At 71.6% G+C, this 23,755-nt stretch carries 26 protein-coding genes and 1 riboswitch; of the genes, 12 read left to right on the plus strand and 14 right to left on the minus strand.

What is annotated here, in order from left to right:
* Nucleotides 1-10 precede the first annotated feature (10 nt).
* Nucleotides 11-889 (minus strand): dihydrodipicolinate synthase family protein, encoded by an 879-nt coding sequence (locus tag Ahu01nite_RS05385; RefSeq protein WP_203835259.1) that lies wholly within the window; start codon nt 887-889, stop codon nt 11-13.
* A gap of 70 nt (nt 890-959) precedes the next feature.
* Between Ahu01nite_RS05385 and Ahu01nite_RS05390 the strand changes: the two genes are divergently transcribed.
* Complete coding sequence (locus Ahu01nite_RS05390) at nt 960-1,859, plus strand: LysR family transcriptional regulator (RefSeq protein ID WP_203835260.1); 900 nt, start codon at nt 960-962, stop codon at nt 1,857-1,859.
* Here the strand turns inward: Ahu01nite_RS05390 and Ahu01nite_RS50190 are convergent.
* From Ahu01nite_RS50190 to mycP, 3 genes are all read right to left on the minus strand, one after another.
* A complete protein-coding gene (locus Ahu01nite_RS50190; protein WP_239158631.1) occupies nt 1,844-2,017 on the minus strand; it encodes a hypothetical protein in 174 nt (57 codons plus the stop codon). The genes Ahu01nite_RS05390 and Ahu01nite_RS50190 overlap by 16 nt on opposite strands.
* A 95-nt stretch (nt 2,018-2,112) precedes the next feature.
* Nucleotides 2,113-2,253 carry a hypothetical protein gene (locus Ahu01nite_RS50195; protein WP_239158632.1) on the minus strand — a complete coding sequence of 47 codons (141 nt, stop codon included), beginning with the start codon at nt 2,251-2,253 and terminating at the stop codon, nt 2,113-2,115.
* Nucleotides 2,250-3,524: a type VII secretion-associated serine protease mycosin gene (gene mycP / locus Ahu01nite_RS05400; protein WP_239158633.1), complete on the minus strand. Its 1,275-nt coding sequence runs from the start codon at nt 3,522-3,524 to the stop codon at nt 2,250-2,252. Before mycP ends, Ahu01nite_RS50195 begins: the two co-directional genes overlap by 4 nt.
* 149 nt (nt 3,525-3,673) lie before the next feature.
* Nucleotides 3,674-3,748, plus strand: a riboswitch (cobalamin riboswitch).
* Between the two features lie 60 nt (nt 3,749-3,808).
* On the opposite strand from mycP, the gene Ahu01nite_RS05405 reads away from it, so the two are divergent.
* The 3 genes from Ahu01nite_RS05405 to Ahu01nite_RS05415 are packed head-to-tail and all read left to right on the plus strand — an operon-like array spanning nt 3,809 to nt 5,351.
* On the plus strand, nt 3,809-4,012 hold the full coding sequence (locus Ahu01nite_RS05405; protein ID WP_203835262.1) for a CbtB domain-containing protein: 204 nt from the start codon (nt 3,809-3,811) through the stop codon (nt 4,010-4,012).
* Complete coding sequence (locus Ahu01nite_RS05410; RefSeq protein WP_203835263.1) at nt 4,003-4,806, plus strand: CbtA family protein; 804 nt, start codon at nt 4,003-4,005, stop codon at nt 4,804-4,806. Before Ahu01nite_RS05405 ends, Ahu01nite_RS05410 begins: the two co-directional genes overlap by 10 nt.
* Nucleotides 4,803-5,351 (plus strand): histidine phosphatase family protein, encoded by a 549-nt coding sequence (locus Ahu01nite_RS05415; RefSeq protein ID WP_203835264.1) that lies wholly within the window; start codon nt 4,803-4,805, stop codon nt 5,349-5,351. The genes Ahu01nite_RS05410 and Ahu01nite_RS05415 overlap by 4 nt, the downstream gene beginning before the upstream one ends.
* Before the next feature lie 55 nt (nt 5,352-5,406).
* Here the strand turns inward: Ahu01nite_RS05415 and Ahu01nite_RS05420 are convergent, their stop codons facing one another.
* Nucleotides 5,407-6,198 carry a helix-turn-helix transcriptional regulator gene (locus Ahu01nite_RS05420; RefSeq protein ID WP_203835265.1) on the minus strand — a complete coding sequence of 264 codons (792 nt, stop codon included), beginning with the start codon at nt 6,196-6,198 and terminating at the stop codon, nt 5,407-5,409.
* 133 nt (nt 6,199-6,331) lie between these two features.
* On the opposite strand from Ahu01nite_RS05420, the gene Ahu01nite_RS05425 reads away from it, so the two are divergent.
* Both Ahu01nite_RS05425 and Ahu01nite_RS05430 read left to right on the plus strand, forming a co-directional pair.
* Nucleotides 6,332-6,856, plus strand: a complete 525-nt coding sequence (locus Ahu01nite_RS05425; RefSeq protein WP_203835266.1) for an alcohol dehydrogenase catalytic domain-containing protein — start codon at nt 6,332-6,334, stop codon at nt 6,854-6,856.
* Nucleotides 6,823-7,263, plus strand: coding sequence for a zinc-binding dehydrogenase (locus Ahu01nite_RS05430; RefSeq protein ID WP_203835267.1), 441 nt, complete (start codon nt 6,823-6,825; stop codon nt 7,261-7,263). Before Ahu01nite_RS05425 ends, Ahu01nite_RS05430 begins: the two co-directional genes overlap by 34 nt.
* On the opposite strand, the gene Ahu01nite_RS05435 is transcribed toward Ahu01nite_RS05430, so the two are convergent.
* On the minus strand, nt 7,264-8,283 hold the full coding sequence (locus Ahu01nite_RS05435; RefSeq protein ID WP_239158634.1) for a phosphotransferase: 1,020 nt from the start codon (nt 8,281-8,283) through the stop codon (nt 7,264-7,266). It lies immediately after the preceding gene.
* Nucleotides 8,280-8,903, minus strand: a complete 624-nt coding sequence (locus tag Ahu01nite_RS05440; protein ID WP_203835268.1) for a hypothetical protein — start codon at nt 8,901-8,903, stop codon at nt 8,280-8,282. Before Ahu01nite_RS05440 ends, Ahu01nite_RS05435 begins: the two co-directional genes overlap by 4 nt.
* Nucleotides 8,904-9,038: 135 nt before the next feature.
* Here Ahu01nite_RS05440 and Ahu01nite_RS05445 point away from each other — a divergent pair, with 135 nt between their 5' ends.
* The 6 genes from Ahu01nite_RS05445 (at nt 9,039) to Ahu01nite_RS05470 (ending at nt 16,178) form a co-directional block, all read left to right on the plus strand.
* Entirely contained in the window at nt 9,039-9,692 is a 654-nt protein-coding gene (locus Ahu01nite_RS05445; protein ID WP_203835269.1) for a winged helix-turn-helix domain-containing protein, read from the plus strand.
* A gap of 3 nt (nt 9,693-9,695) precedes the next feature.
* On the plus strand, nt 9,696-10,397 hold the full coding sequence (locus Ahu01nite_RS05450) for an SRPBCC family protein (RefSeq protein WP_203835270.1): 702 nt from the start codon (nt 9,696-9,698) through the stop codon (nt 10,395-10,397).
* Nucleotides 10,394-11,182, plus strand: coding sequence for an alpha/beta fold hydrolase (locus Ahu01nite_RS05455; protein ID WP_203835271.1), 789 nt, complete (start codon nt 10,394-10,396; stop codon nt 11,180-11,182). Before Ahu01nite_RS05450 ends, Ahu01nite_RS05455 begins: the two co-directional genes overlap by 4 nt.
* A 32-nt stretch (nt 11,183-11,214) precedes the next feature.
* Nucleotides 11,215-13,935, plus strand: coding sequence for a hybrid sensor histidine kinase/response regulator (locus Ahu01nite_RS05460; protein WP_203835272.1), 2,721 nt, complete (start codon nt 11,215-11,217; stop codon nt 13,933-13,935).
* A 62-nt stretch (nt 13,936-13,997) separates the two neighbouring features.
* Complete coding sequence (locus Ahu01nite_RS05465) at nt 13,998-15,365, plus strand: serine/threonine protein kinase (RefSeq protein WP_239158635.1); 1,368 nt, start codon at nt 13,998-14,000, stop codon at nt 15,363-15,365.
* Nucleotides 15,366-15,839: 474 nt separating this feature from the next.
* Nucleotides 15,840-16,178, plus strand: coding sequence for an RNA polymerase-binding protein RbpA (locus Ahu01nite_RS05470; protein WP_015622005.1), 339 nt, complete (start codon nt 15,840-15,842; stop codon nt 16,176-16,178).
* A gap of 198 nt (nt 16,179-16,376) precedes the next feature.
* Here the strand turns inward: Ahu01nite_RS05470 and Ahu01nite_RS05475 are convergent, their stop codons facing one another.
* The 7 genes from Ahu01nite_RS05475 to kamD form a co-directional block, all read right to left on the minus strand.
* The gene (locus Ahu01nite_RS05475; RefSeq protein WP_203835273.1) at nt 16,377-16,913 is read right to left on the minus strand and encodes an FxsA family protein; all 537 of its coding nucleotides are present in this window, start codon (nt 16,911-16,913) and stop codon (nt 16,377-16,379) included.
* Nucleotides 16,914-16,976: 63 nt separating this feature from the next.
* The gene (locus Ahu01nite_RS05480; RefSeq protein WP_203835274.1) at nt 16,977-17,786 is read right to left on the minus strand and encodes a polyprenol monophosphomannose synthase; all 810 of its coding nucleotides are present in this window, start codon (nt 17,784-17,786) and stop codon (nt 16,977-16,979) included.
* Nucleotides 17,787-17,800: 14 nt separating this feature from the next.
* Nucleotides 17,801-19,411, minus strand: a complete 1,611-nt coding sequence (gene lnt, locus Ahu01nite_RS05485; RefSeq protein ID WP_438874756.1) for an apolipoprotein N-acyltransferase — start codon at nt 19,409-19,411, stop codon at nt 17,801-17,803.
* Between the two features lie 438 nt (nt 19,412-19,849).
* Nucleotides 19,850-21,103 carry a glutamate mutase L gene (locus Ahu01nite_RS05490; protein WP_203835275.1) on the minus strand — a complete coding sequence of 418 codons (1,254 nt, stop codon included), beginning with the start codon at nt 21,101-21,103 and terminating at the stop codon, nt 19,850-19,852.
* Nucleotides 21,100-21,465: a 3-aminobutyryl-CoA ammonia lyase gene (kal, locus tag Ahu01nite_RS05495; RefSeq protein WP_203835276.1), complete on the minus strand. Its 366-nt coding sequence runs from the start codon at nt 21,463-21,465 to the stop codon at nt 21,100-21,102. The genes Ahu01nite_RS05490 and kal overlap by 4 nt, the downstream gene beginning before the upstream one ends.
* Complete coding sequence (gene kamE, locus Ahu01nite_RS05500) at nt 21,462-22,196, minus strand: lysine 5,6-aminomutase subunit beta (protein ID WP_203835277.1); 735 nt, start codon at nt 22,194-22,196, stop codon at nt 21,462-21,464. Before kamE ends, kal begins: the two co-directional genes overlap by 4 nt.
* The gene (gene kamD, locus Ahu01nite_RS05505; RefSeq protein WP_239158637.1) at nt 22,193-23,752 is read right to left on the minus strand and encodes a lysine 5,6-aminomutase subunit alpha; all 1,560 of its coding nucleotides are present in this window, start codon (nt 23,750-23,752) and stop codon (nt 22,193-22,195) included. Before kamD ends, kamE begins: the two co-directional genes overlap by 4 nt.
* Between the last annotated feature and the right edge of the window lie 3 nt (nt 23,753-23,755).

Raw genomic sequence — 23,755 nt, forward strand, 5'->3', positions numbered from 1 at the left:
CAGGACGACCTTAAACGGACAGTGCCATGTGCAGGCTCGCCGCGGAGGCGGGCAGCAGCGGCAGGCGGACGTCCGGGGTGGGGATGCGGCCCCGGGCGTGCAGGACGGCTTTGATGACGGTCGGGTTGGGTTCGGCGAACAGGGCCAGGGCGAGCCGGGCGAGCCGGGGCTGGGCGAGGTGGGGCTGGGCGAGGTGGGGCTGGGCGAGGTGGGGCTGGGCGAGGTGGGGCTGGGGCTGCCGGTCACGGACCAGCGTCGTGAACGCCGCGGTGTCCAGGTGGGCGGAGGCGATGATCGCGCCCGGGACACCCATGCTGAGCAACGGGGCCAGGAACGCGTCGTCGCCGCAGAGGATCGCGAAATCCGCGGGCGGGTCGCTGAGCAGATCAACGACCGTGGTGTCGATGCCGCCGGCGGCGAGTTTCATGCCGGCGACCCCGTCGATCGCGGCGATCCGGCGCAGCGCCCCGGCGCTCAGGGTCTGCCCGGTGCGGTAGGGCACGTGGTAGGCCAGGACCGGGACGGGGCTGCGGGCCGCGAAATCCTCGAAATATGCGACCACGCCGTCCTCACCCGGCCGCAGAAACGGTGGGACCAGGGTCAGGACGGCGACAGCATGCGACGGCACGGCTGCGGCGTCGCCGATCCGGTTGGCGCCGACGATCAGCTGCGCCCGGCGGTCACGGCACACCCCGGCGATCACGTCGAGGACCCCGTCGCGTTCCTTGTCGTCGAGTGAACCCGGCTCCCCCGTGGTCCCGAGCGCCACCAGCCCGGCCGCCCCGCCGTCGAGGACGTCGTGCGCGAGGCGTTCCAGCGCGCCGAACGCCACCGCGCCGGCGGCGTCGAACGGGGTGATCAGCGGCACGTACACACCGGCGAAAGTCATACGACTACTTTCAACCCCTGCGACCTTAAGGTCCAGTTCCGATTGGTACGCCCGAACGTAAGCTGACCTGATGCTCGATGTGCGCCGCCTCCACCTGCTCCACGACCTGTCCCGCCTCGGCACGATCGCTGCGGTCGCGCAGGCCCACACGTACACGCCGTCCGCGGTGTCCCAGCAGCTCGCCGCCCTGGAACGCGAGGCCGGCGTGCCGCTGCTGCGCCGCACCGGGCGCAGCGTCACGTTCACCCCGGCCGGGCGGGTCCTCGCCGAGCAGGCCCGCACGGTCCTCGCCGCCCTGGAGCAGGCCGATGCGGCCCTCGCCGCGGTCGCCACGGGGCTGAGCGGGCCACTGCGCATCGGGGCGTACCCGTCAGCGGTCCGGACCCTGCTCCCACCGGCCCTGGTGACGCTGGGCCGCGAGCATCCCGGGCTGGAACTGCTCGTGACCGAGCTCGACCCGGCGCAGGTCCCGGACGCACTGCGCGACCGGCGTCTCGACGTGGGCCTGCTCAACGACTACGACGTGGTCCCGTCCCCGGACGACAGCACCCTCGACACGGTGCCGCTGCTCGACGAGCGGGTCTTCCTCGCCGTCCCCGAGGGCGCGGGTGCAGCCGGGCTGGACGACGTGCGGGACAGCCGGTGGATCCTGGCGAGCCCGGGCACGTTGTGCCACACGATGACGGTCCACGTGTGCCGTGCGGCCGGGTTCGCGCCGCGCCCGCGTCACTACGCCGACGACTTCACGACCGTGCTGGCGCTGGTCGCGGCGGGGCAGGGCGTGTCGGTGGTGCCGCGGCTCGCGGCTGCGTACCCACCGCCGGGGGTTGATCTGATCCCCCTGCCCACCCGGCGGAGGACCCGGGTCGCCTGCCGTCGCGGTGCGCTCACCCACCCGGCGGTCGCCGCCTGCACGGCCGCCCTGCGTGACAGCACCGCGGCGTTCCTGGGTGATCAGAGCGCCGCGTAGCCGATCTGCGCGATGTCCTCGGCGAGGTCGTTCAGCGTGACGTCGGGGTTGAGGCGGCGGACCAGCTCCGGGGTCAGGGGGCGTTGCGTGAAGATCTCGATGACCGCGTCCAGGTCGACGGGCATCTCGTAGTAGTCCTTGGCGAAATCCTGGTACACCGCCGCTGTGCCGCCCAGCAGCAGCTCGAACAGCCATTCCGAGCCGCAACGCCGCGGGGACGGTGTCGACCAGGCCGGGCCACAGCTTGCCGTTGTTACCGTACGTGCTGGTTGAACGAGAAGTAGCGGTAGTCCCGTTCGGGGCTCAGGATCGCGTCGGCCATCGCGAACACCCGGCAGCGTTCCCGCAGGGTGGCGGGGTCGGGCAGGGCGCGGGCGACGTCGTGCGCGGTCATCGGGTGGACTCCAGGGTGCGGGAGTCGAACGGGTTCTCCTCGGCCGGGGCCGTGGGGTCACCGGGACGCCAGCCGCGGCGGCGGCCCTTGCGGATCGCGGCGGCGATCAGGACGACCAGCACGACAGAGCCCGCGCCGATCGCGGCGAACAGCATGGCCCGGTCCTGGGCGTCGGCGCGGCGCTGAGCCAGTGCCAGCGCGGCCGGGTCCTGAATGATCATGACCTTGGCCGGTGGGGTGGGCGGGGTGTCCGGGCCGAGAGTTTCGGTCAGCGCACGGTACGGGTTGAGGATGCCGGCGCCGTACTCGTCGCTTTTCGCACCGCCGGGGGCGGCGTCGGCGGTGGCCAGGATGCGCCGGGAGATCTGCGCCGGGCTCAGCGCCGGGAAGCGCTGCTTGACCAGCGCCGCGGTCGCCGAGACGTACGGGGTGGCGAAGCTGGTCCCGCTGTCGGAACGCTGCCCGGTGCGCGGGGTGGCGACGGTGACGTCGCGGCCGGGGGCCATCACATCGACGTAGGTGCCGTGCTGGGAGAAGTCGCTCTTCACACCGGTCGCGTCGATCGAGCCGACACCGATGACGCCGGGCAGCGCGGCGGGGTACGGGTCCGGGTTGCCGTCGGTGGCGTGGTTACCGACCGCGGCGACCACGACGACGCCCTGGGCGATGACGTCGCTGACGGCGGCCATGACCGCGTCACTCTTGCCCGTCATGACCAGGGACATGTTGATGACGTCGGCGTCGCCACCGGACGGGCTGGCCGCCCAGCGGATGGCCTGGGCGAACACCGCCGGGCTGGCCGGCTCGCCGCTGGTGCCGCCGTTCGCGGTGTCGGTCTGCTCGCTGACGCGCACCGGGACGATGGTGGCGTCCGGGGCGAGACCGCGCAGGCCCGCCGCGGCGCTGGGTTTCGCGGCGATGATGCTCGCCACTTCCGTGCCGTGCCCGATGCAGTCCTGCCGGGCGTCGCTGTTGTTGTGCAGGAAGTCCTTGCCCCGGTCGACCTGACCGTCGAGCTGCGGGTTGCTGTCGTCGACGCCGGAGTCGAGCACGGCGACGCGGATGCCCTTGCCGGTGGCGAACGGCGCGAGCCGGTCCGGGGCGAACAGCGCGGTCTCGTACGGCACGGCTTTGCTGTTCTGACCGGCCTGGACCTGCTGCTGGCACACGAACGCTTTTGCCTGTGCCGGCCCGCCCTTCGCCTGTGCCGGCCCGGCCGGGATCAGCACCCCGGCGACCAGCGCGGTCACGGCGACCGCTGCCCTGCTCATGACCATGTCGAACCCCCGTACAACGACCGGTCTGGATGGTACCGGCGTGGCGGCGGGCGCGGGGACCCGGTGGTGGTGACCTCCGCCGCGATTGACCGGCTCACCGGGGCACAGCTAGGTTGAGGACACCATTTCTGCGGCGTCGTGAGGGAAACCGGTGTGAATCCGGTGCGGTCGCGCCACTGTGAACGGGCCCTTCACACGGGGCTCGTGAGTCAGGACACTCATGCGTCGCAGGCCTGTCGATCGGGACGCGTCATCCCGCAAGGAAGGGTCTGATAGTTATGTCCAAGGTTCAGGCGGTTCGCCCGCTCAACGTACCGGCGGTCTCCGTCCGGGTCCTGTGGACCGCCGCCGCTGTGGTGGCCGGTCTGCTCCTGCTGGCCTACCTGGTCGCGTTCGACCAGGGTGCGGTGTCGCAGAGCGGCATGTTCCTGCACGAGCTCATGCACGACGGGCGCCACCTGCTCGGCGTTCCGTGTCACTGACGGGCCGGTCCGCGGCGCCCACCTACGGCGCCATTCTGCTGCGGGGGTTGCTCGCGGGTCTGATCGCCGGGCTGCTGTCCGGTGTGTTCGCGTATTCGCTGGGTGAGCCCAAGGTGGATGCGGCGATCGCCATCGAGGAAGCCAACTCCCAGGCCGCGGCGGCACCCGCGGCTGACGGGCACTCCCACGACGAGGAAGATCCCCTCGTGTCGCGCGACGGTCAGAAGGGCGGGCTGTTCCTGGCCACCGCCCTGTACGGCGTCGTGATGGGCGGGCTGCTCGCCACTGCGTACACCTTGTTGCGCCGCCGGTTGCGGACCTCGGACGACTCCCGGGCCGCGCTCGGGCTGGCCGCCGCGGCGTTCGTCGGCCTGGTGCTGGTGCCGTGGGTGAAGTATCCGCCGAACCCGCCCGCGGTCGGTGACCCGTCGACGATCAACCAGCGCACGATCAGCTACCTGTCGATCCTGGTGATCGGTCTCGTGGCGGTCTGGGCCGGCGTCCTCGCGTCGCGGTCGCTGCGTGCCGGTGCACCCGAGTGGCTGCGGCTCACCGCGGGCCTGGCCGGTTTCCTGGTGGTCGTGGTCATCGGGTACGTCCTGTTGCCGAACATCGACGAGGTGTCCGACACGTTCCCGGCGAGCCTGCTGTGGAACTTCCGGGTCACGTCGCTGGGCACGCAGGCGACGCTGTGGCTGTCGCTGGGGATCGCGTTCACGGCGCTGCTGTCGCGGCTCGGGTCGCGGCGTGCGGCTGCCGCGGAAGTGCCCGAAGCGGAGTCAGTGCCGGTGTGAGCGGGCTGCGTTTGCTCGCCTGCGCGCCGACGGCGGCCCTGCGGGGTGCGCGGTTCGGCGGCGACGAGGATCTTGACGAGGGCGGCCGCAAGGCCGCCCTCGCTCTGTCCGCGTTCGGCCGCGGCGACATGTGGGTCTGCGCGCCGTCCCGTGCGTCGTGCGAGACGGCCCAGGCCCTGGGTCACACCGCGGCGACCGAGCCGGACCTCGCCGACCCGGACTTCGGCCGCTGGAACGGTAAGAGCCTGGACGAGGTAGCGCTCGCCGACCCGGATGCCCTGAAACAGTGGCTGACCGACCCGGGTGCGGCCCCCCACGGCGGTGAGTCCCTGGTCCAGATCCGCCACCGCGCGGGCGAGTGGGTCGACTCGATGGCCCGGCACCGGGTCGTCGCGGTCGCGCACCCGATCGTCGTGCGGGCGGCGCTGACCCACGCGCTGGGGCTGCCCGACGAGCGGTTGTGGAGCCTGGACGTCGCGCCGTTGTCGCTGACCCGGCTGATGTGGCGTTCGGGCCGCTGGAACCTGCACTTCCCCGCAGCTTGAGGCGTGTCAGCGGCTGTCCGGACGAACAGCGCGCCAGCGAGCACGGACGTAGGGCCTAGCGTTCCCGCAGTCGTTTCCCGGTGGTCGAGCCCTCCTCGTAGCCGTAGGCCGCGAGGTGCTGGCCGCCGGAGCCCGGCACCGGGTAGAGCTGGTAGGTCAGCTCCAGCTCGCCCAGCGCGGGGTGGGCGATCAGCACCGGCCCGGAGATCTTGCGGAGCACGTCCTGCCGTTCCCACCGTCGGGTGAAGTCGGTGCTCGTCGCCCGGAGTTCCGCGATCAGCCCGGCCAGCGGGGTGTCGCCGGGCCGCCGTCCGGCCTGCAGGCGCAGGTGGGCGACCACCTCATCGGCCAGGTCCCGCCAGCCGGGGAACAGGGCGTGCACCCGAGGATTGAGGAAGAGGTAGCGGGCGCCGTTCATCGGCACGCCCGGGGTGAACCCGAAGACGGTGTCGGCCAGCGCGTTCGTGGCGAGGATCGTGGTGTCCGGGCCGAAGATCATCGCGGGTACGTCACGCATCAGCTCGATCAGTCGTAGCGTGCCCGGGTCGGCCTCGGGCCGGTGCTCGTCGCCGCCGCCCGGCCGGGCCAGGTTACGCAGGTGCTCGTGTTCGGCCGGGCTGAGCCGCAGCACCCGGGCGACGGCGTCGAGCACGGAATCCGAGACGTTGACGGCGCGGCCCTGTTCGAGACGCACGTAGTAATCGGCGCTGACTCCGGCGAGGTGTGCCACCTCTTCGCGCCGGAGGCCCGGAACCCGGCGCGACTGCGCACCGGGGAAGACCCCGGCCGGCGGCGGGCCGGCCCGGCCTCGCCGCGACTGCAGAAACGCTCCGATCCCCTCGCTCACCGCACCGAGTCTAGAACCGGCCGAAGGTGTGTCTGCCGGACCTACCCACCGGCTGAACCCTGGCCGGCCCCGGCGACGCGGCGAGTATTTCCCCGATGCCGGCGAGGTGCCGGTGGCAGGGAGGAACACGGAGATGCGTGCACTCGTGGTGAAGCGGTTCGGTGGCCCCGAGGTGCTGGAGGTGGTGGAGGCACCGGTGCCGGTGCCCGGGCCCGGGGAGGTGCTGGTGCGGGTGGCGGCCGCCGCGGTGCAGCCGGCGGACACGATGGTGCGGACCGGGGCGATGGTCGCCTTCGGCGTGGCGGTCCGGGCAGAGGTGGCGTCGTTCGGTCTTGACGTCGCCGGCACGGTCGAGGCGGTCGGTGCCGGTGTCTTCCGGGTCGCTGCCGGTGACGAGATAGTCGGCCTGGAGGAACGGCTCGACCTGCCGTACGGCGTTCATGCGGAGTACGTGGTCCTGCCGCAGTGGGCCGTGGCCCCGGCCCCGCGCGGCGTCCCCCCGGTGCTGGCGGCGACGCTGCCGCTGAACGCGATCACGGCGGATCAGTCGCTGACCGCCCTGGGTCTGAGTCACGGGCAGTGGCTGCTGGTCACCGGCGCGGCCGGTGCGGTGGGGGTTTCGCCGTGGAGCTGGCCCGGCTGCGCGGGCTGCGGGTGATCGCCCAGGTCGCGCCGGCCGACGAAAGGCTGGTCCGGGGCTTCGGTGCGGAACTCGTCGTAGCCCGCGGCGTGCCGCTGGCCCCGGCCGTCCGGGCGCTGATCCCCGACGGGGTCGACGGTGTGCTCGACGCCGCGAACGTCGGCGTGGCCGCGATGGACGCTGTCCGGCACGGTGGCGCGTTCGCCGCGCTGCTCGACAACGCGCCGATGGCCCGCCGGGGCATCCGCTCGGTGAACGTCGCGTGGACCGTCGACGGCGGCCGGCTCGCCGAGCTGTCCGCGCTGGCCGAGGCGGGCCGGCTGACGCTGCGCGTCGCGGCAACCTACCCTCTGGAACAGGCCGCCGAGGCACACGAGGCTGTGGACCGGGGCGGCTCCCGGGGCCGGCACGTCCTGGTCCCCTAGCTAGCTGGTGGCGAGTGTCTCCCGGGCCCAGGCCGCCACGACGTCGAGCACGGGAGCACGCCCCGCGAAGACGGCCTCGGTGTCCCGGCTGTCGTAGGAACCCTTGCGGGGTGTTGTGGTGAGGCCCATCAGCATCCGCGGCGCGAGCCAGTAGTACTTCGCCGCCCCGGTCACCTTGATCGCCCGGTCGATCAGCGCGGCGTCGACCAGGGCGGCGTCTACCCCGGTGAGTCCGCGGCGGTATCCGTCCCCGACCGCGGCGATCACGTCGTCCATCAGGGCGATGTCGATGAGCCCGTCGAAGAACGTGTCCAGGGTCAGGTTGGCGACGTCCTCCCCGATCGCGCCGGGCCCGACGAACGCCCAGTCCAGCAGCACCGGCCCGCTGTCCGCGACGATCAGGTTCATCGGCCACAGGTCGTGGTGGCACAACGTGCGCGGCAACCTGTCCGCGGCCGCGAGCACGTCGTGGCGGCGCTCCCACAACGTACGCAGCTCCGCGCGCAACGCCGGCGACCATGCCGCCGCGGCGATCGGGTGGTCCCAGTCGAGGTCGACGGCCAGTGACTGCGACGTCGTGTAGTCGCGCAGGAAGTCCCGGGCCAGCCAGGTCTCGGCCGGGGGTCTGCCCAGCCAGCGGGCCTGCGCCACCCCGATGCGGTAGGCGACGTCACCGAGCTCGGTACTGCCGCACGCTGTCCCGGCGGTGCCCGCGACGTCTTCGAGCCACAGCTCGACCGATCCGTCGGCACGCTGCGCGGTGGAGAGCAGCTGCGGTGCCCGCACGCCCGCGTCGGCGAAGGCAGTGCCGGCAAGTCCCGATTGGTACGCGAACAGCTCGCGCCGCCAGTAGTTCCAGTGACCGGGCTCGTCGGAGGCCTGGAAGTGCGCAACCGCGTCGTCGCGCCCCGGGGTGGCGACTTTCAGGACCCTGCTGACGCCGTCGTCACCCCGGACCCGCCAGATGCCGCCGGTGGCCCCGTTCATGGTGTTGTGCTGCAACTCTTCGGTCGTCGTCACGTGCTCGTTTCTACCGCACCCCGGTCGATGTCGTGTTCGGCGATCAGCGCGGGAAACCAGGTGGTGTCGTCCTGGTCGGTGCTGAGCAGGTCGACGACGTGCTCAGCGTCGCTGAAGGTGGTCAGCATGCCGGACTTCCCCGGCCGGATCCCGAGCTCGTCGTATGCGGTGGTGTCGTGCCGGTGGCAGAGCCAGCTGTGGAAGCGGCCGGTGTCGAAGCCGAGAACCTCGAATCCGAGCACCGCGCCCGGTGGGGCGGCCGCGGGCCGGGTGAGGTTCAGCCGGATCGGATGGGGAAGGTCGCCGAGCCACCCCTCAATCAGGGCCGTCAGCACGGTGCCCTGTGCTGCCGTCACGCTCATGCTCAGAACATGCGCGGTTCCGGGGCTGGGCGGGGCGTGCCCGGCGGCGGCGGCCGCGTCGGCGAAGGACCGCTGCCATGGTTCGAACAGCGGCCGCTGCCACGCCTCGATGTCCGGTCCGGCCGGGAGGAAATCGGTGAGACAGTCACTGACGGTGGGAATCGCGCGTGGGAGGCCGGTGGCCCACTTCTTCGCCGGCGGCACCCAGCGGAAGCCTGCCACGAAGCCGGCCAGCACAAAGTTCTCTGCGTCTGTCACGTGGTCATCATCGGCGTGGTGTCGACCCCATTTTCCTGTGGCGTTCGCTCGTGGTGCGTTCCCGCAGGTCGGTGACCTGCGACATCCCGCTCACGTCACTGGACAAATTTTGTTGTCGGTGGGAGGGTGGGCGGCATGGATGACGTGGCGGTGATCGAGGATGCGGCGGCGGCCGAGGTCAGTCTGGATCCGATCCGGTCCCGGCTGCTGGCTGCGCTGGCCGAGCCGGCGTCGGCGGCGATGCTCGCCGGGCGGGTGGGGCTGCCCCGGCAGAAGGTCAACTATCACCTGCGCACGTTGGAGCAGCATGGGCTGATCGAGCTTGTCGAGCAGCGCCGCAAGGGCAACATGACCGAGCGGATGATGCGCGCCACCGCCGCCAGTTATGTCATCTCCCCCAGCGCGATGGCCGCCGTCGCCCCGGACACTTCCCGGGCGCCGGACCGGTTGTCGGCGCGGTGGCTGCTGGCGGTCGCGGCCCGGCTGGTCCGCGATGTCGGGGAGCTGATCACCGGGTCGGCGAGGGTGAACAAGCGCGTCGCCACGTTCGCGATCGACGGGGAGATCACGTTCGCGACCGCGGCTGACCGGGCCGCGTTCGCCGAGGATCTCACCGCGGCCGTCACGCACCTGGCCGGCCGGTACCACGACGACAGCACGCCGGGCGGCCGCCGGCACCGGATCGTCGTCGCCGTGCACCCCAGCGTGACCCGGCCTGACGTGAGCGACCCCGGTCCCGGAGGCGCCCGGGCCGGTGGCGTGCGGGCCGGCGACGCGACGGAGGGCTGAGGGGTGGGGAAAGAGTTCGAGACGCGCCTGGAGGCGGAGGTTCCGGCCGGTCCGGAGCAGGTGTGGCAGGCGATCGCGACCGGGCCGGGGATCAGTAGCTGGTTCGTGGGGCGCACGGAGGTTGACGGGGACACCGTGCGGACCTCGTTCGGCGACGACTGGATGCCCGCGGGGACGGTCAGCGTCGTGGAGCCGGGGCGGCGGTTCGCGTACTCCAGTGCCCCCGGCCCGGACGGCCGCTTTGTCGCGTACGAATATCTGGTCGAGGGTGTTGATCGTGGCTCGACCGTGGTGCGGGCCGTGACCAGCGGGTTTCTTCCGGGCGAGGACTGGGCCGGGGAGTACGAGGCGATGCGGTCCGGCACCGAGATGTTCTTCCGCACGCTGGTGGAGTATCTGCGGTTCTTCCCCGGGCGGGCGGCGACGCCGGTGACCATTTTCGGTCCCCCGGTTGATGACTGGCCGCGCGCGTGGGGGCGGGTGCACGAGGCGCTGGGGCTGCGGGGTGCTGTCCGGGCAGGTGACCCGGTGCCCGGCGGCGGCGTCGTCTACTTCACCAACGCGCACAGCCTGGGTGTGCGGACGGCGGACGGGTTGTGGCGGGTTCTGCGGGGGATGCACGGCGCGATGATCGCGAGTCATGCCGCGTTCGGGCCCGTTGATTCTGATCGTTGGCGGCTTCTACTGGAGAAGAGTGGTTCATGAGTGCGGTGACTTCGGCGGACGGGACGCGGATCGGGTTCGAGACGTCCGGGTCCGGGCCTGCGGTGATCCTGGTCGACGGGGCGATGACACATCGCGGGTTCGGGCCGTCGGGTGACCTGGCGGCGGCGCTGTCGGATGCGTTCACCGTCTACCGCTACGACCGGCGCGGGCGCGGGGAGAGCGGTGACACGGCGCCGTACGAGCCGCGGCGGGAGGTCGAGGATCTGGCGGCGCTGCTGCAGGCGGCCGGTGGGTCCGCGGCGCTGGTGGGGGTGTCGTCCGGGGCGGTGCTGGCCGCCGACGCCGCGGACGCGCTGCCGGGGGTGACGAAGCTGGCGCTGTATGAGCCGCCGTTCATCGTCGACGGGACCCACGCGCCGCGCCCGGAGGCGTTTCTGCCGGAGATGGAGGCGCTGGTCGCGGCCGGGGACACCGGTGGGGCGGTGAAGAAGTTCCTGCGCAGTGTCGGCATGCCCGGTTTCGCGGTGACGATCATGTCGGTCCTGCCGCCGTTCAGGAAGATGCGGGCCACGGCGCCGACCCTGCCGTACGACCTGCGCGTCCTCGGCGACACCGGCCGCGGGCAGCCGCTGGACGCGTCGCGGTGGGCTCGCATCAAGGCCCCGGCGCTGGTGATGGATGGCGGGAAGAGTCCCCAGTACATGCGTAACGCGGCGGCGGCGCTGAGCGCGGCGTTGCCGGACGCGCGGTACCGGACGCTGCCCGGGCAGACCCACATCGTGAAGGCGTCGGTGCTCGCGCCGGCGGTGAAGGAGTTCCTCTAAGCGCACACCGGGTTGCGGCCGATCAGGTCTGTGTGGCGCAGCAGTGGGCACTGGTCGGCAACATCGTCATCGCGTGCGCGTACGCCGCGATCACCGTTGCGATCGTGGTGCCGGTGGTGCGCGCGGGGCAGTTGCGCACGAACCGGCTCGCGGTCGCCACCGCGATGATCTTCTTCAGCTGCGCGGTCGGGCACGCGCTGCACGCGGCGACGTACTGGCAGGCGGCGTGGGCGTCGTCGACGACCATGGCGGGGATGCATCAGAGCTGGTCGTTGTGGCCGACCGCGGCGTGGGACGTGCTGACCGCGGCGGTCGGGGTCTACTACTGGACGCTGCGCCGCGGGTACGGGGTGCTGCTCGCCGGGCGCGGGGCGTTGTTCGAGGAGCCGCACGAGCAGCAGCGCCGGCACGCCATCGAGATGCGCGAGCAGGTCGCGGTGGGCCGCGCGCAGGCCGAGGCGGAACGTGACGCGCAGACCGCGATGCTGCTCGCGGTGATCACGAACAGTCAGTCGGCGATCTATGTGAAGGACCTCGACGGGCGGTACCTGCTCGCGAACGAGACGTTCCAGAAGGCGTTCGGGCTCAGCGAGGCGCAGATCCTCGGGCGTACCGATCATGATCTGGATCCGGAACTGGCCCCGGTCTGGCAGGCCAACGACAAGCTTGCCCTGGCCGGGGCGGTGCACATGGAGGAGTTCCTGGAGTCGGCGACCGGGGAGCGGCGGTTGTTCGAGTCGAACAAGTTCCCGCTGTTCGACCCGTTCGGTGAGCTGTACGGGATCTGCGGGGTGTCGCTGGACGTGACCGATCTGCGCAAGGCGACGCAGAACGCCGAGCTCGCCCGGGACGAGGCCGTCGAGCAGTCGAAGATCAAGACGGAGTTCCTGGCGACGATGAGCCACGAGATCCGTACGCCGATGAACGGGGTCCTGGGTCTCGCGTCGCTGCTGATGGGCACCGACCTGGACCCGGCGCAGCGCCGTTACGCCGCGGGGATCCATTCGGCGGGCAACGCGCTGCTCGGGGTCATCAACGACATCCTCGACTTCTCGAAGATCGAGGCCGGCAAGGTGGTCCTCGACCCGGACGACTTCGATCTGGGCGCGTTGCTCGCGGAGACGGCCGCGCTGGTCGCGCCGACGGCGCAGGACAAGGGCCTGACGGTGGTCACCCGCCGCGGTCCGGGTCTTCCCCGCACCGTACGCGGTGACGGCGGCCGGGTCCGTCAGGTGCTGATCAATCTGGCGGGCAACGCGGTGAAGTTCACCGGCAAGGGCAGCGTCACGGTCCGCGCGGATCTGGTGTCGTCGTCGGCGGACGGGCCGGTGGTGCGGTTCGAGGTCACCGACACCGGCATCGGGATCACGGCGTCGGACGCGGCCCGGCTGTTCGAGCCGTTCACCCAGGCCGACGCGTCGACGACCCGCACGTACGGCGGCACGGGGCTGGGCCTGGCGATCAGTAAGCAGCTCACCGAGGCCATGGGCGGCACGATCGGGGTGGACAGCGAACCGGGTCAGGGTTCGACGTTCTGGTGCTCGATCCCGTTCGAACCGGCGACCAGTGATGTCGTCGCGGCCGCACCGGACAACGCCGGCCTGCGCGTCCTGGTGGTCGGCACCGGCCCGGACCGGCCGGCTCTGGAGGCCGACCTGCGGCGCTGGCATCTGAAGGTCGCCGCGGCGGACACCGGCCCGGCGGCGATGCACGCGCTGCGCGACGCCGCCGAGCACGGCCGCCCGTTCGATGTGCTGCTGCTCGACGCGGACGCCGGTGACGTCGACACCGCCGGGCTTACCCGGGTCGTCGCCGCGGACGCCGCCATCCCGGCCGCGCACGTGATCGTCCTCGGCGCGGCACCGCCGGTGGATGCCCCCGAGGGGGGTGGTGCCACGTATCTGCCGAAACCCGTGCACCGCTCCGACCTGTACGACGTGCTCGCGCAGTGCCCCGCGGTGCCCGTACCCGCCGCTGCTCCCCCGCGGATTCTGGGCACGGTGCTGCTGGTCGAGGACAACGACATCAACCAGATGGTCGCCGTGGGGGTCCTGACGACGCTCGGCTACGAGGCGGACGTGGCCGGCGACGGCGTACGCGCGCTCGAGATGGCCGCGGCCCGGCACTACGACGCGATCCTGATGGACTGCCGGATGCCCCGCATGGACGGTTTCACCGCGACCGCGCAGCTGCGCCGCCGCGAGGCCGACGGCGGGCCCCGCACCCCGATCATCGCGATGACGGCCAGCGCCCTGGTCGCCGACCGGGAACGCTGCCTGGCCGCCGGCATGGACGACTACCTGTCGAAACCGGTCAACCCGAACGAGCTCGGCCACGCCCTGGAACGCTGGATCCAGGGCACCCCGGCCGTCCCGGCACTACCCGCCGCCGCCGGCCACGCCGACGACCCGGTCGGGCGCCGCCTCGACGAACTCGCCGGCGACCACACCGACCCCGAGATGGCCCTGGTCGACCGGCTCGTCCAGTCGTTCCTGCGGCGCGCCCCCGCGCATCTGACGGTGCTGCGCTCCGCCCTGGCCGCAGGTGACGTGACGACCTTCGAGGAGGAGGCCCACACGTTCAAGGGCGCCGCCGGCAACATCGGCGCGACCGTGGTCGCCGACATCTGCGACGGCCTGGAGGAGACCGCCCGCGCCGGCAGCCTCCCGGGCTCCCTCGACGGTGACCTGCTGCGCCTGGAGGAGGAACTGCGCTGGGTCGAACGCCGCCTGCATCTGGTCCTCGCGCACTGACTCTCCGCCTCGGCGGGTTGTGGCGCGGAAGTGTCGGTGGGTGGGGTTAGGGTCGGGTCGCTATGGCAGATGACGATGATTTCCACGCTCCGCGGCAGGTTCCGAAACAGCCGGTCCTGACCGCTGCTGTCCCTGACGATTCCGGGCCGGGTGGTTCCGGGGACCGGGCCGCTTACCGGTCGGTGGCGGTGGCGGCCGGTGGGGCTGACGGGGGCGGGCCGGGGCTTGATGAGGACGGGGTGCCGGTGGAGACGCGGCCCTGTGCTCATTGCGGGCGGCCGGTGCCGCAGCGGGCTTCGGCGGGGCGGCCGTTCCGGTATTGCCGCGACAACGACGGGGAGTGCCAGCGGGCGTCGCGCAACGTCCGGATGCGTCACCGCGCGTCGCCGGGGCTGGCGGGGCAGGTCGCGCGGACGTGGGAGGTCGTCGAGCGCCTGGATCAGCTTGTGGGGACGCTGAGCGAGTCCCTGCACGCGGAGATGTCGCCGTCCGGGGTGGAGCGGCAGGTCGCCGAGGTACGCGCGGAGACGTCGCGTCAGGTGGCCGCCGCGCACACCGAACGCGATGATGCCCGCCGCGACGCCGACCGGGCCGCGGACGCGGCGGGTACGGCGGTGCAGGAGGCGCTGGTCGCCCGCGCCGACCGGGATGACGCCCGGCAGGAGGCTGACACGGCGCGGCGGCTGGCGGAGGCCGCCGCGGTGGATTCGCGGCAGGCGCTCGCGGCCCGCGATGAGGCGCAGGCCGCGGCGAGTGCGGCGGCGGCGTTGCGGGTGCAGGCCGAGACCGACCGTGACTCGGCCCGCCGGGAAACCGGATCGGTCCGCGTCGAGCTCACCGCCGCCCGCCGCGACCTCGATGCCGCTGCCCGTGATCTGGCGCAAGCAGCCGCGGATGCACAGTCGGCCGGTGCGGCGCGTGACGCCGCCCTGCGGGACCGTGACAGTGCGCTGGCCGACCGGGACACCGCGCGTGCCGAGGCGGTCAGGTCCGCGCGGGAGGCGGGAGACGCTGCGCGTGCGCTCGAGACGGCGCTGGCTGATGCCGCGCGGGCGGCTGCTGATGCGGTTCGTGACGTGGAGCAGGTGCGGGCGGAGTCGCGGCGTCAGGTGGTGGCCGCGCAGGGCGAGGCCGGGGCTGCGCGGGCGGAGACGGTGGGGGTGCGGGCCCGGGTGGCGGAGCTGACCGAGGCTGCCGGTGCCGATGCCGCGCGGCTCGCGGCGGCTCAGGCGGAGGCCGGCCGGGTCAGGGCGGACGGTGAGCGTTTGGCGGCGGAGGTGACGGAGCTGCGGCGTACGGTCGAGAAGGCCCGCGCCGACGCTGACGCCGCGCATGCCCGGGTGGGTCAGCTGTCGGCCCAGGTGGGTGATCTGGCGTCCGCGCTGGCGTCGCTGGGGTCGTCGCGGCCCGGCGGCTCCACGGGCAAGTAGAGCACGCGGCCTGGCTCGGCGGCCGTCTCTGGTGCCGGATGTGTGGTCCGGTGGGTGGTTTGTCGGAGCTGGGCGGGAGCGGGGCGGTGCGGGGTGACCGAAGTCTCTTCGCGGGGGTGCGGAAACGGCGCTGAGTGTCATACAACGGGCTGTGGGGGTGCCACGGCGACACCGATGGGGGACGATGTCGGGGGTTGCGGGGGTGGGACGGTAATCTTCCGCTGTGCTGGAGGTGGGTGGTTTGTGGGTTATCGGGGTCGGTGTCCGGCGTAGCGGTATCTGCAGATCTCGCAATATCCCGTAAAGTGGACCAAGGTCCACGTCAGGGTGGGCCTGAGTCGGCCGATAGGGGTTCCTGCCGGTTACGCTCGAAGCGTTAACACCGCCGACATACGGCGGTCGCCAGGAATCTCGCGACCGTCCGTTTCGTTACACCAACGGCAAGTAGCACCACGAGCGAGGGGATAGCCGATCATGGGCGAACGCATGCTGCGCGGCAGCCGTCTTGGCGCAGTCAGCTACGAGTCCGACCGCAACACGGAGCTGGCGCCCCGGCAGACCCGCGAGTACCTGTGCGTGAAGGGTCACCAGTTCGAGGTGCCGTTCGCCGTCGACGCCGAGGTGCCGATCACCTGGGAATGCAAGTTCGACGGCAGCGTCGCGCGACTGGTCGACGGGAACGAGCCGGAGCAGAAGAAGGCCAAGCCGCCCCGTACCCACTGGGACATGCTGCTCGAGCGCCGGTCGATCTCGGAGCTGGAGGACATCCTCAACGAGCGCCTGCAGGAGGTCCGCACCCGCCGGGGTCGCTGACCGCAGGACACCACGGTCGCCGTTCCGCCCAGCTTCAGGGGCGGGGCGGCGATTTGCTGTGCCCGGCCATAGGTCAGAACGGGCCCGACGCATGGCTGCCAGAATTGTGGGCGGGCCGGAGGGCGGCGGGGTGCGGGATGTGAGAAAGCCGCAGCGGCCCGGAGCGGGGCTGCTGCGGCTTTCTGCCGGGAAAAGCTTTCAGCGGACGATTTCGCCTTCGACGACTTCGCCCTGCAGGACCTCCGCCGGCGGGGTGTGACCGGTCGGGCCGGTCGTGGTGGGTGGGGTGTCGTCGACGGGGGCGGACTGTTTGACCTTGACGTGGCGGGGGCCGAACAGGTCGCTGGCGACTGTCGCGGAGACGCGGCGTTCGGTGTAGTGCTCGACGGCCTTGCGGGCCAGGATGCGGCCCGGGGGGACGATCAGCAGCAGCCCGGCGACCGCGGAGATGAAGCCGGGGACGGCGAGCAGCAGCGCGCCGAGCAGGCCGATCAGGGAGTTGCTGACCTGGGCGCCGGGCGGGCGGCCGGTTTCGGCGGCGGCGCGGAAGGCCCGCCAGCCGCGGATGCCTTCGCGGCGGAGCAGGGCGAGGCCGGTGATGCTCGCGGCGCCGAGGAGCAGGATCGACCAGAGCGCGCCGATGGTGTGCACGGCCGTGACGAACACGGCGATCTCGGCCACCGCGAGCACCAGCAGTGCCAGGGGTAGCAAGGCCAGGCTTCGTGGGAGTCGCATCAAACTGTCACCCTTTCCGGGTGGTCACCGGTCCGGGTTCCAGCATGACACGCACGTGCCCGTTCACGGCCAGGTGGAAGGCTGCTTCGGTTTGCGGCCGAGCTTGGTCAGCACGGCTTCCTTACGGGCGGCGGCACCCCACACGGTGACCCTGAGCAGCTGTTCCTTGAAAATGTTGCCGCTCATCTTGCTGACGCCGTGTTCGCGCTCGGTGAACGTGATGGGCACCTCAGCCATGCGGAAACCGTTGCGGTAGGTGCGCCAGGTCATCTCGACCTGGAACGAGTAGCCCTGCGACGCGATCGTTGCGACGTCGATCTTGTCGATGACGTCCATGCGGTAGGCGCGGTAGCCGCCGGTGGCGTCCTTGAACGGCATGCCGAGGGCCATGCGGATGTAGATGTTGCCGCCGCGCGACAGCAGCAGCCGGTGCATGGGCCAGTTGTGGACGCTGCCGCCGGGGATGTAGCGGGTGCCGAGCACGGCGTCGGTGTCGCCGAGGGCGTCGAGGAGCTTGTGCAGCTCTTCGGGGGCGTGGGAGCCGTCGGCGTCCATCTCGACGACGGCGTCGTAGCCTTTGTCCTTCGCCCAGGCGAACCCGGCGACGTACGCGGCGCCGAGGCCTTCCTTGCCGGCGCGGTGCAGGACGAAGATCTGGTCGTCGCCGGCGGCGATCTCGTCGGCGATCGCGCCGGTGCCGTCGGGCGAGTTGTCGTCAGCGACGAGGATGTCGACCTGGGGTACGGCTTTACGCACCCGCCCCGTGATCAGGCGGACGTTGTCGGCCTCGTTGTACGTGGGGATGACCACGAGGACGCGCCCGACCCCCGGGTATCCCTCCGAGCCCGCCGCCGTCGCGTTCGCGTCGCTCACCGTTCCTCCGTCGTTCACTCTGCGGCCGGTATGCCGCGGGTCCTGCGGCGGCGCAGGGGCGCCGCCGCGAGCAGGGCGAAAAGGGCCAGGGCGACCATGGTCAGCTCCGGCCAGTGTCCCAGGCGAGTCGCCAGCGTACGCGGTCCCCCGATGTGCATGTCATGCAGGACCACGGCGTCCACATTGAAGCCGGTGGCGGCGATGACCGTGCCGTCGGTGCCGGTGAACGCGGACACCCCGACGGTGGACACCATGAGGCCTTCGCGGCCGTGTTCGACCGAGCGCAGCTGCACCATGGCGAGCTGCTGGCGGGCTTCGGCCTCGTTGAACGTGGCGTTGTTGGTCTGGGTCGCGAGGATCTGCGCGCCGCCGACGACGGTGTCGCGCACGATGCTGTCGTAGGCGACCTCGAAGCAGATGACGTCACCGACGACCCCGATGGGGGTTTTCACGATGCCCGGGGTGGTCCCGGCGACCATGTTCTGGACGAGGTCGACCTTGTCGGACACCAGGCGCGCGACGGACCGCATCGGCATGTACTCGGCGAACGGGACGGGGTGGCGTTTCACGTACGCCTGGTCGAGGTCCGGCCCGGTCGCAGGCTGCCAGAGCAGGCTGGCGTTGCGGATCTCGCCGGGCACGTCACCGCGCAGGACGGTGCCGAGCAGGATGGGTACGCCGATCGCGTCGGCGGCCTGCGCGATCTGCTGGGCGGCGTCCTGGTTCTTCAGCGGGTCGATGTCGCTGGAGTTCTCCGGCCACACGACGAGGTCGGGTTGCGGTTTACGGCCGAGTTTGACTTCCGAGGCGAGTGCTTCGGTGGCGTGGACGTGGTTGAGCAGCACCGCGGCGCGCTGGGCGTTGAAGTCCAGTCCGAGCCGGGGCACGTTGCCCTGCACGATCGCGATCGTCTGGGTGGCGGTGGCCGGTTTCGCGGTGGGTACGAGCGCCGGCCCGAACACCAGCACGGCCAGGGCGACGGCGAACCCGGCGGCGGGCACCAGGGTGCGGGGTTTCCAGGTGCGCCAGGCGAGGGCGACGAGGGCTCCCCCGGCGGCGGCGGCGATGAACGTGACCAGCGGTGCCCCGCCGAGCACGGCGACGCGCAGCGCGGGGGCGTCACCCTGGCTGAACGCGACCCGGCCCCACGGGAACCCGCCGAACGGGGCCCGGTCGCGCAGGGCTTCCTGCGCGACCCACAGCAGCCCGGTCAGCAGCGGCCACAGCGCGCGGAACCTGTCGGTGAGCGGGGACAGCCACGCCGAGGCCATGCCGAGCAGCCCGAGGTAGAACGCCTGCGCCAGCGAGAGCAGCATCCAGGGCAGCCAGCCGGCGGCGATGCGGGTCCAGTCGAGCAACGGCACGAACAGCACGACACCGGCGAGGAAGCCGACGCCGAGAGCGCCGCGGAACCGGCGGCGGTGGGTGGCGGCGGCGAGCCCGGCGATCCCGGCGGGTGCGAGCCACCACAGGCCGTACGGGGGCAGTGACAGCAGCAGCGCGGCGCCGGAGGCCAGGGCGAGCAGCACCGCCACCCACAGCGGCAACGGCCGGGGTGTGCCTGGCCCACCCGCGGCGCTCGGCTGCGCCGGCGCGGGTGTTGGCTGAAGCGTCAATAAATCCACTCGCGAGAGGCTACCCGGCGACCATAACGAAAACCGCACAGTACGAAATGGCAAGGAGCAGGGGCGCGGCCCGCCGGACCGCGCCCCTGGGTGCTTCCTGGTGTCCTCGTCCCGGGTCGAGGGGTCGTGCGGGTGTCGCCAGGCCTTCGGACCGGAGCGCTACGGGCCGGCTGCCCGCGTCGTGCCGTTGTCTACTGGCCTGTCTTCCCCCGTCGACCCGTCCCGCGAGCATTCGGCTGGTCCGCGCCGCCCCGCACGACCCCCACCCCCTGGACCTGGTGCACGCGCCGTTCGGGTCTGCCGCGTGGCCAGTGGGCGAAAGAGTTGGAGCGAACAAAGCCGTATACCCGGGAATGGGACCCGTCGACGGTACGTCCTCGCCCCGGAGGGTTGTCAACCGCCACACCCGTGCGTGGGCGTGTCGCGTTTCCCGGCGTGTCACAGGGCGTTCACCAAGGCGTGCGCGGCGCCGGGGTGCTCGGCGGCGAGCAGACCCGCGGCGGCCAGCACGTACTGGCTGTCGACGGTGCGCCGGGCGGTGCGCGGGGGCGCCCACCCGCCGGCGGTGTCGGTCAGCACGGCGTCGAGGACGGTGTCACCACCGCCATGGCGCAGGACCCCGCCGGACCCGACCACGAGGCGTACGTCGCGCAGGTCCCGCCCCCCGGTGCGGGGCATCCCGGGCCCGGGCGAGTGCCCGCGGGCGTGCCTGCGCAGCGCGATCATGGCGGCGGTCGACGCGAGAACCCGGTCCGCGGCGACCGTACCGAGCAAAATGTTCGGAAAATCCAGTTTCTCGACACCGGCGGCCGCAACAACTCCGGGCGCCCCGACACCCACCCCGAGATCACCCTCAACGGTCCGGGACCGCCACAACGTCCCGGCGACATCCCGCTGCGGCCCCGTGGACAGTTCAGCGTCGGGGATCAGCGCCGAATACACGTCCGTCGTCGCCCCACCCACGTCGACGACGAGAACTCCCGCACCGAGGGTGTCGGCGAGCACGGACACCCCGGCGAGGACCGCGTCCGGGGTCGCGGCCCGCACGAACCGCGCGAACCTGCTGCCCCGTGACAGCCGTTTCCCGCCGATGACGTGCCGCAGGAACACCTCACGGATCGCCGCCCGCGCCGGCCCCGGGTCGAGAACCCCGATGCGGGGCAGAACGTTTCCGGTCACGGTCACCGGCACCCGCCGCTCTGTGAGGACCGTCTCGGCGTACTCCCGGACGTCCGCATTTCCGGCGACGACGACCGGGACACGCATCCGGGACGTCGCCAGGCGGCGCGCGTTGTGCGCGAGGGTGTCACCGTCACCGCCGTCGGTCCCGCCCACGAGCAGGATCACATCGGGCCGCGCCGCCCGCACTTCGAGGAGAGCGGACCCGTCGAGGAGCCCGGCGTGCACGTGGACGACCTGCGCCCCGGCGGACAACCCGACGCGGTGCCCGGCCTCGGCGGTGACGAGGGCCTCGTACCCGATGACAGCGAGGCGCAGCCCCCCGCCGGCGGACGAGCACACGTACAACTCCCCCGCCCCGACCTGCGCGACCGCCCGGTCGAGGCCGTGCAGCACATCGGTGCCGGCGGTGGTCGGGATCTCGGCGCGACCGGTCAGGGTACCGTCGGCCAGGTCTATCCGGCAGGCCTTGGTGTACGTGGACCCGACGTCGACACAGACCGCGAAACTCACGGCTTCGGGGGCACGACCACGGTGCCGACAGCGGTCACCGCCACGATCGGCTCGGCGAGCACCGCGGCCGCGGACCCGTCCGTGCCCCGGCACACCACGGCTGACGTGAACTCGATGCGCCGGGACCGCGTACCCATGTGCACGACCGTCGCCGTGACCTCAAGGACGTCGCCGGCTTTGACGGGGGCCTTGAACTGCACATCGGAGTACGACGCGAACAGCCCCTCGTCCCCGTCGAGCTGGATGCACACCTCCGTGGCGACATCACCGAACAGCCCCAGCGAATACGCCCCGTCGACGAGGTTCCCCGCGTAGTGGGCATGGGAGTACGGCACATACCTGCGGTGCGTGACAGTGATCATTTTTGGTCTCCGAGCAGGGCGTGGACGAGGTAGGAGGCGACTTCGCGGGGGGTGGTGCCGCGGCCGAAGATCCGGTCGACGCCGAGCTCCGCGGCCATCAGCTCGTCGAAGCGGGGCCCGCCGACGATCAGCAGCGGCCGTTTCCCCGCCGGCATAGCCTCCCGGAACGCCGCCGTCATCGCCCGGGTGTTCTGCAGGTGCGCGTCGCGTTGCGTCACGACCTGCGACACCAGGACGGCGTCGGCTTTCTGCGCGCGGGCGGTCTCGACGAGTTCCGGGACCGACACCTGCGCACCCATGTTCGTGACGGCGAGTTCCCGGTAGTACTCGAGACCTTTCTCCCCGGCGATGCCTTTGACGTTGAGGATCGCGTCGATCCCGACGGTGTGCGCGTCGGTGCCGATGCACGCCCCGACCACCGACAGCCGCCGCCGCAGTTTACGTTTGATGACCGCGTTGACGTCCTTCGCCGACAGCAGCGGATAGTCCCGCTCGACGACCTGCACCTTCTCGGTGTCGACGAGGTGCGTGACCCGGCCGTAGACGACGAAGAACGTGAACCCCTCACCCATCGGTTTGGCGTGCACGAGCATCGCCGGGTCGAGACCCATCTTGTTCGCCAGCTGGATCGCGGCGCCCTCGGCGCGTTTGTCGTGGGTGACGGGCAGCGTGAACGACACCTGCACCATCCCGTCACCGGTGGTGTCCCCGTACGGGCGCACGATGCTCATCGCAGTCCTTCCAGGGCGTTCGTGACGGGGTTGAAGTAGTCGCCGTCGTGGCGGGCGACCCCGTCGAGGCCCTTGCCACGGTCGGCGGGCCGTTTCATGATCCCGAACGTGCCGTCCGCGATCGCCGTCAGCATCGAATCGGCGACGATGCGTTCCAGTAGCTCGACAGCCTCACCGAGGACTTCGTGGGCGCGGCGCTGGATGAACCCGCCGGGGGCGGGCACGAAGTCCTCGTGCAGGTTTCCGGCACCGTTGAGCACATAGCGGACGTTCTGCAAAGCGATGTCACGGTCCGACAGCCACGGCGTCACGACCGCCTCCGTCATCATCCCGACCAGCAGAATCCCCTGCCCGGTCAGCGCGCCGACGAGGTTGAAGAACCCGTCGAGGAGGTTCCCGCGGAACACGTCACCGGTCATGTGTTTCGTCGGCGGCATCCACTTCAGCGGCGCGTCCGGGAACAACTCCCGGGCCAGCAGCGCGTGGGCGAGTTCGAGACGGAACGACTCCGGGACCTCCGGGTTGATCTCGAACGCGTGCCCCAAACCCAGCTGCCAGTCCTCCAGACCCGCCTCGTGGGCGAAGAACTCGTTCATCAGCTGCGACACCGTCACCGTATGCGCTGCCTCGACCGCGTCCGCCGTCGTCAGATAGTTGTCCTCACCGGTGTTGATGATGATCCCGGCCCGGGCATGGACCTGCCGCGAGAACCGCTGATCCACGAACGTGCGGATCGGGTTGATGTCGCGGAACAGGATCCCGTACATCGAGTCGTTGAGCATCATGTCGAGACGTTCCATGCCCGCCATCGCCGCCATCTCCGGCATGCACAACCCCGACGCATAGTTCGTCAGCCGCACATACCGGCCGAGCTCCTTCGACGTCTCATCCAGGGCCGCCCGCATCAACCGGAAGTTCTCCTGCGTCGCGTACGTGCCCGCGAACCCTTCCCGGGTCGCACCCTCGGGCACGTAGTCGAGCAGCGACTGACCCGTCGACCGGATCACCGCGATCACATCCGCACCCGCCCGCGCCGCCGCCTGCGCCTGCGGGATGTCCTCGTAGATGTCCCCGGTCGCCACGATCAGATAGATCCACGGCCGCCGCGGCGCATCCCCGAACCGCTTGATCAGCCGCTCCCGCTCGACCCGGCGCCGGTCCACGACCTTCAACCCCACGTTGGCGGCCCTGGTCGCGGCGCGCCGGGCCGCGACCAGTTCCACCTTCTTTGCGGGTACGCCGAACGTCACCGCCCCCGCCGCCGCCTTCTGCGCGAGAACCGTGACATCGTCGATCCCCTCCCGCGCCATCGCCGCGAACACCGGCACCGACACCCCGTGACCCAGGCCCACATCCGCCCGGACAGCGTCAACGAGACGGTTCACCCAGGGGATCCCGTCCGAGTCCGCACCCCGCACCCCGGCCAGGCGCAGCACCGCCCGCTCCACCGACACCGTCGTATGCGACCGTGCCAGCTCCACCACCGGCGCCCCCGCCTCAGCGGCCAGTGCCCGCGCCCGCGCGACCACCCCGGGATCCAGACCCAGCTTCTCCACGCA

The organism is Winogradskya humida (assembly GCF_016862215.1).
In the GTDB taxonomy this organism is placed as follows: domain Bacteria; phylum Actinomycetota; class Actinomycetes; order Mycobacteriales; family Micromonosporaceae; genus Actinoplanes; species Actinoplanes humidus.

Bases quoted from the DNA above. Each gene is read 5' to 3' on its own strand.
- Ahu01nite_RS05385 (WP_203835259.1), bottom strand. From the start codon at position 889: ATGACTTTCGCCGGTGTGTACGTGCCGCTGATCACCCCGTTCGACGCC.
- Ahu01nite_RS05390 (WP_203835260.1), top strand. From the start codon at position 960: ATGCTCGATGTGCGCCGCCTCCACCTGCTCCACGACCTGTCCCGCCTC.
- Ahu01nite_RS50195 (WP_239158632.1), bottom strand. From the start codon at position 2,253: ATGACCGCGCACGACGTCGCCCGCGCCCTGCCCGACCCCGCCACCCTG.
- mycP (WP_239158633.1), bottom strand. From the start codon at position 3,524: ATGAGCAGGGCAGCGGTCGCCGTGACCGCGCTGGTCGCCGGGGTGCTG.
- Ahu01nite_RS05405 (WP_203835262.1), top strand. From the start codon at position 3,809: ATGTCCAAGGTTCAGGCGGTTCGCCCGCTCAACGTACCGGCGGTCTCC.
- Ahu01nite_RS05425 (WP_203835266.1), top strand. From the start codon at position 6,332: ATGCGTGCACTCGTGGTGAAGCGGTTCGGTGGCCCCGAGGTGCTGGAG.
- Ahu01nite_RS05445 (WP_203835269.1), top strand. From the start codon at position 9,039: ATGGATGACGTGGCGGTGATCGAGGATGCGGCGGCGGCCGAGGTCAGT.
- Ahu01nite_RS05455 (WP_203835271.1), top strand. From the start codon at position 10,394: ATGAGTGCGGTGACTTCGGCGGACGGGACGCGGATCGGGTTCGAGACG.
- Ahu01nite_RS05465 (WP_239158635.1), top strand. From the start codon at position 13,998: ATGGCAGATGACGATGATTTCCACGCTCCGCGGCAGGTTCCGAAACAG.
- Ahu01nite_RS05470 (WP_015622005.1), top strand. From the start codon at position 15,840: ATGGGCGAACGCATGCTGCGCGGCAGCCGTCTTGGCGCAGTCAGCTAC.
- Ahu01nite_RS05475 (WP_203835273.1), bottom strand. From the start codon at position 16,913: ATGCGACTCCCACGAAGCCTGGCCTTGCTACCCCTGGCACTGCTGGTG.
- kal (WP_203835276.1), bottom strand. From the start codon at position 21,465: ATGATCACTGTCACGCACCGCAGGTATGTGCCGTACTCCCATGCCCAC.
- kamE (WP_203835277.1), bottom strand. From the start codon at position 22,196: ATGAGCATCGTGCGCCCGTACGGGGACACCACCGGTGACGGGATGGTG.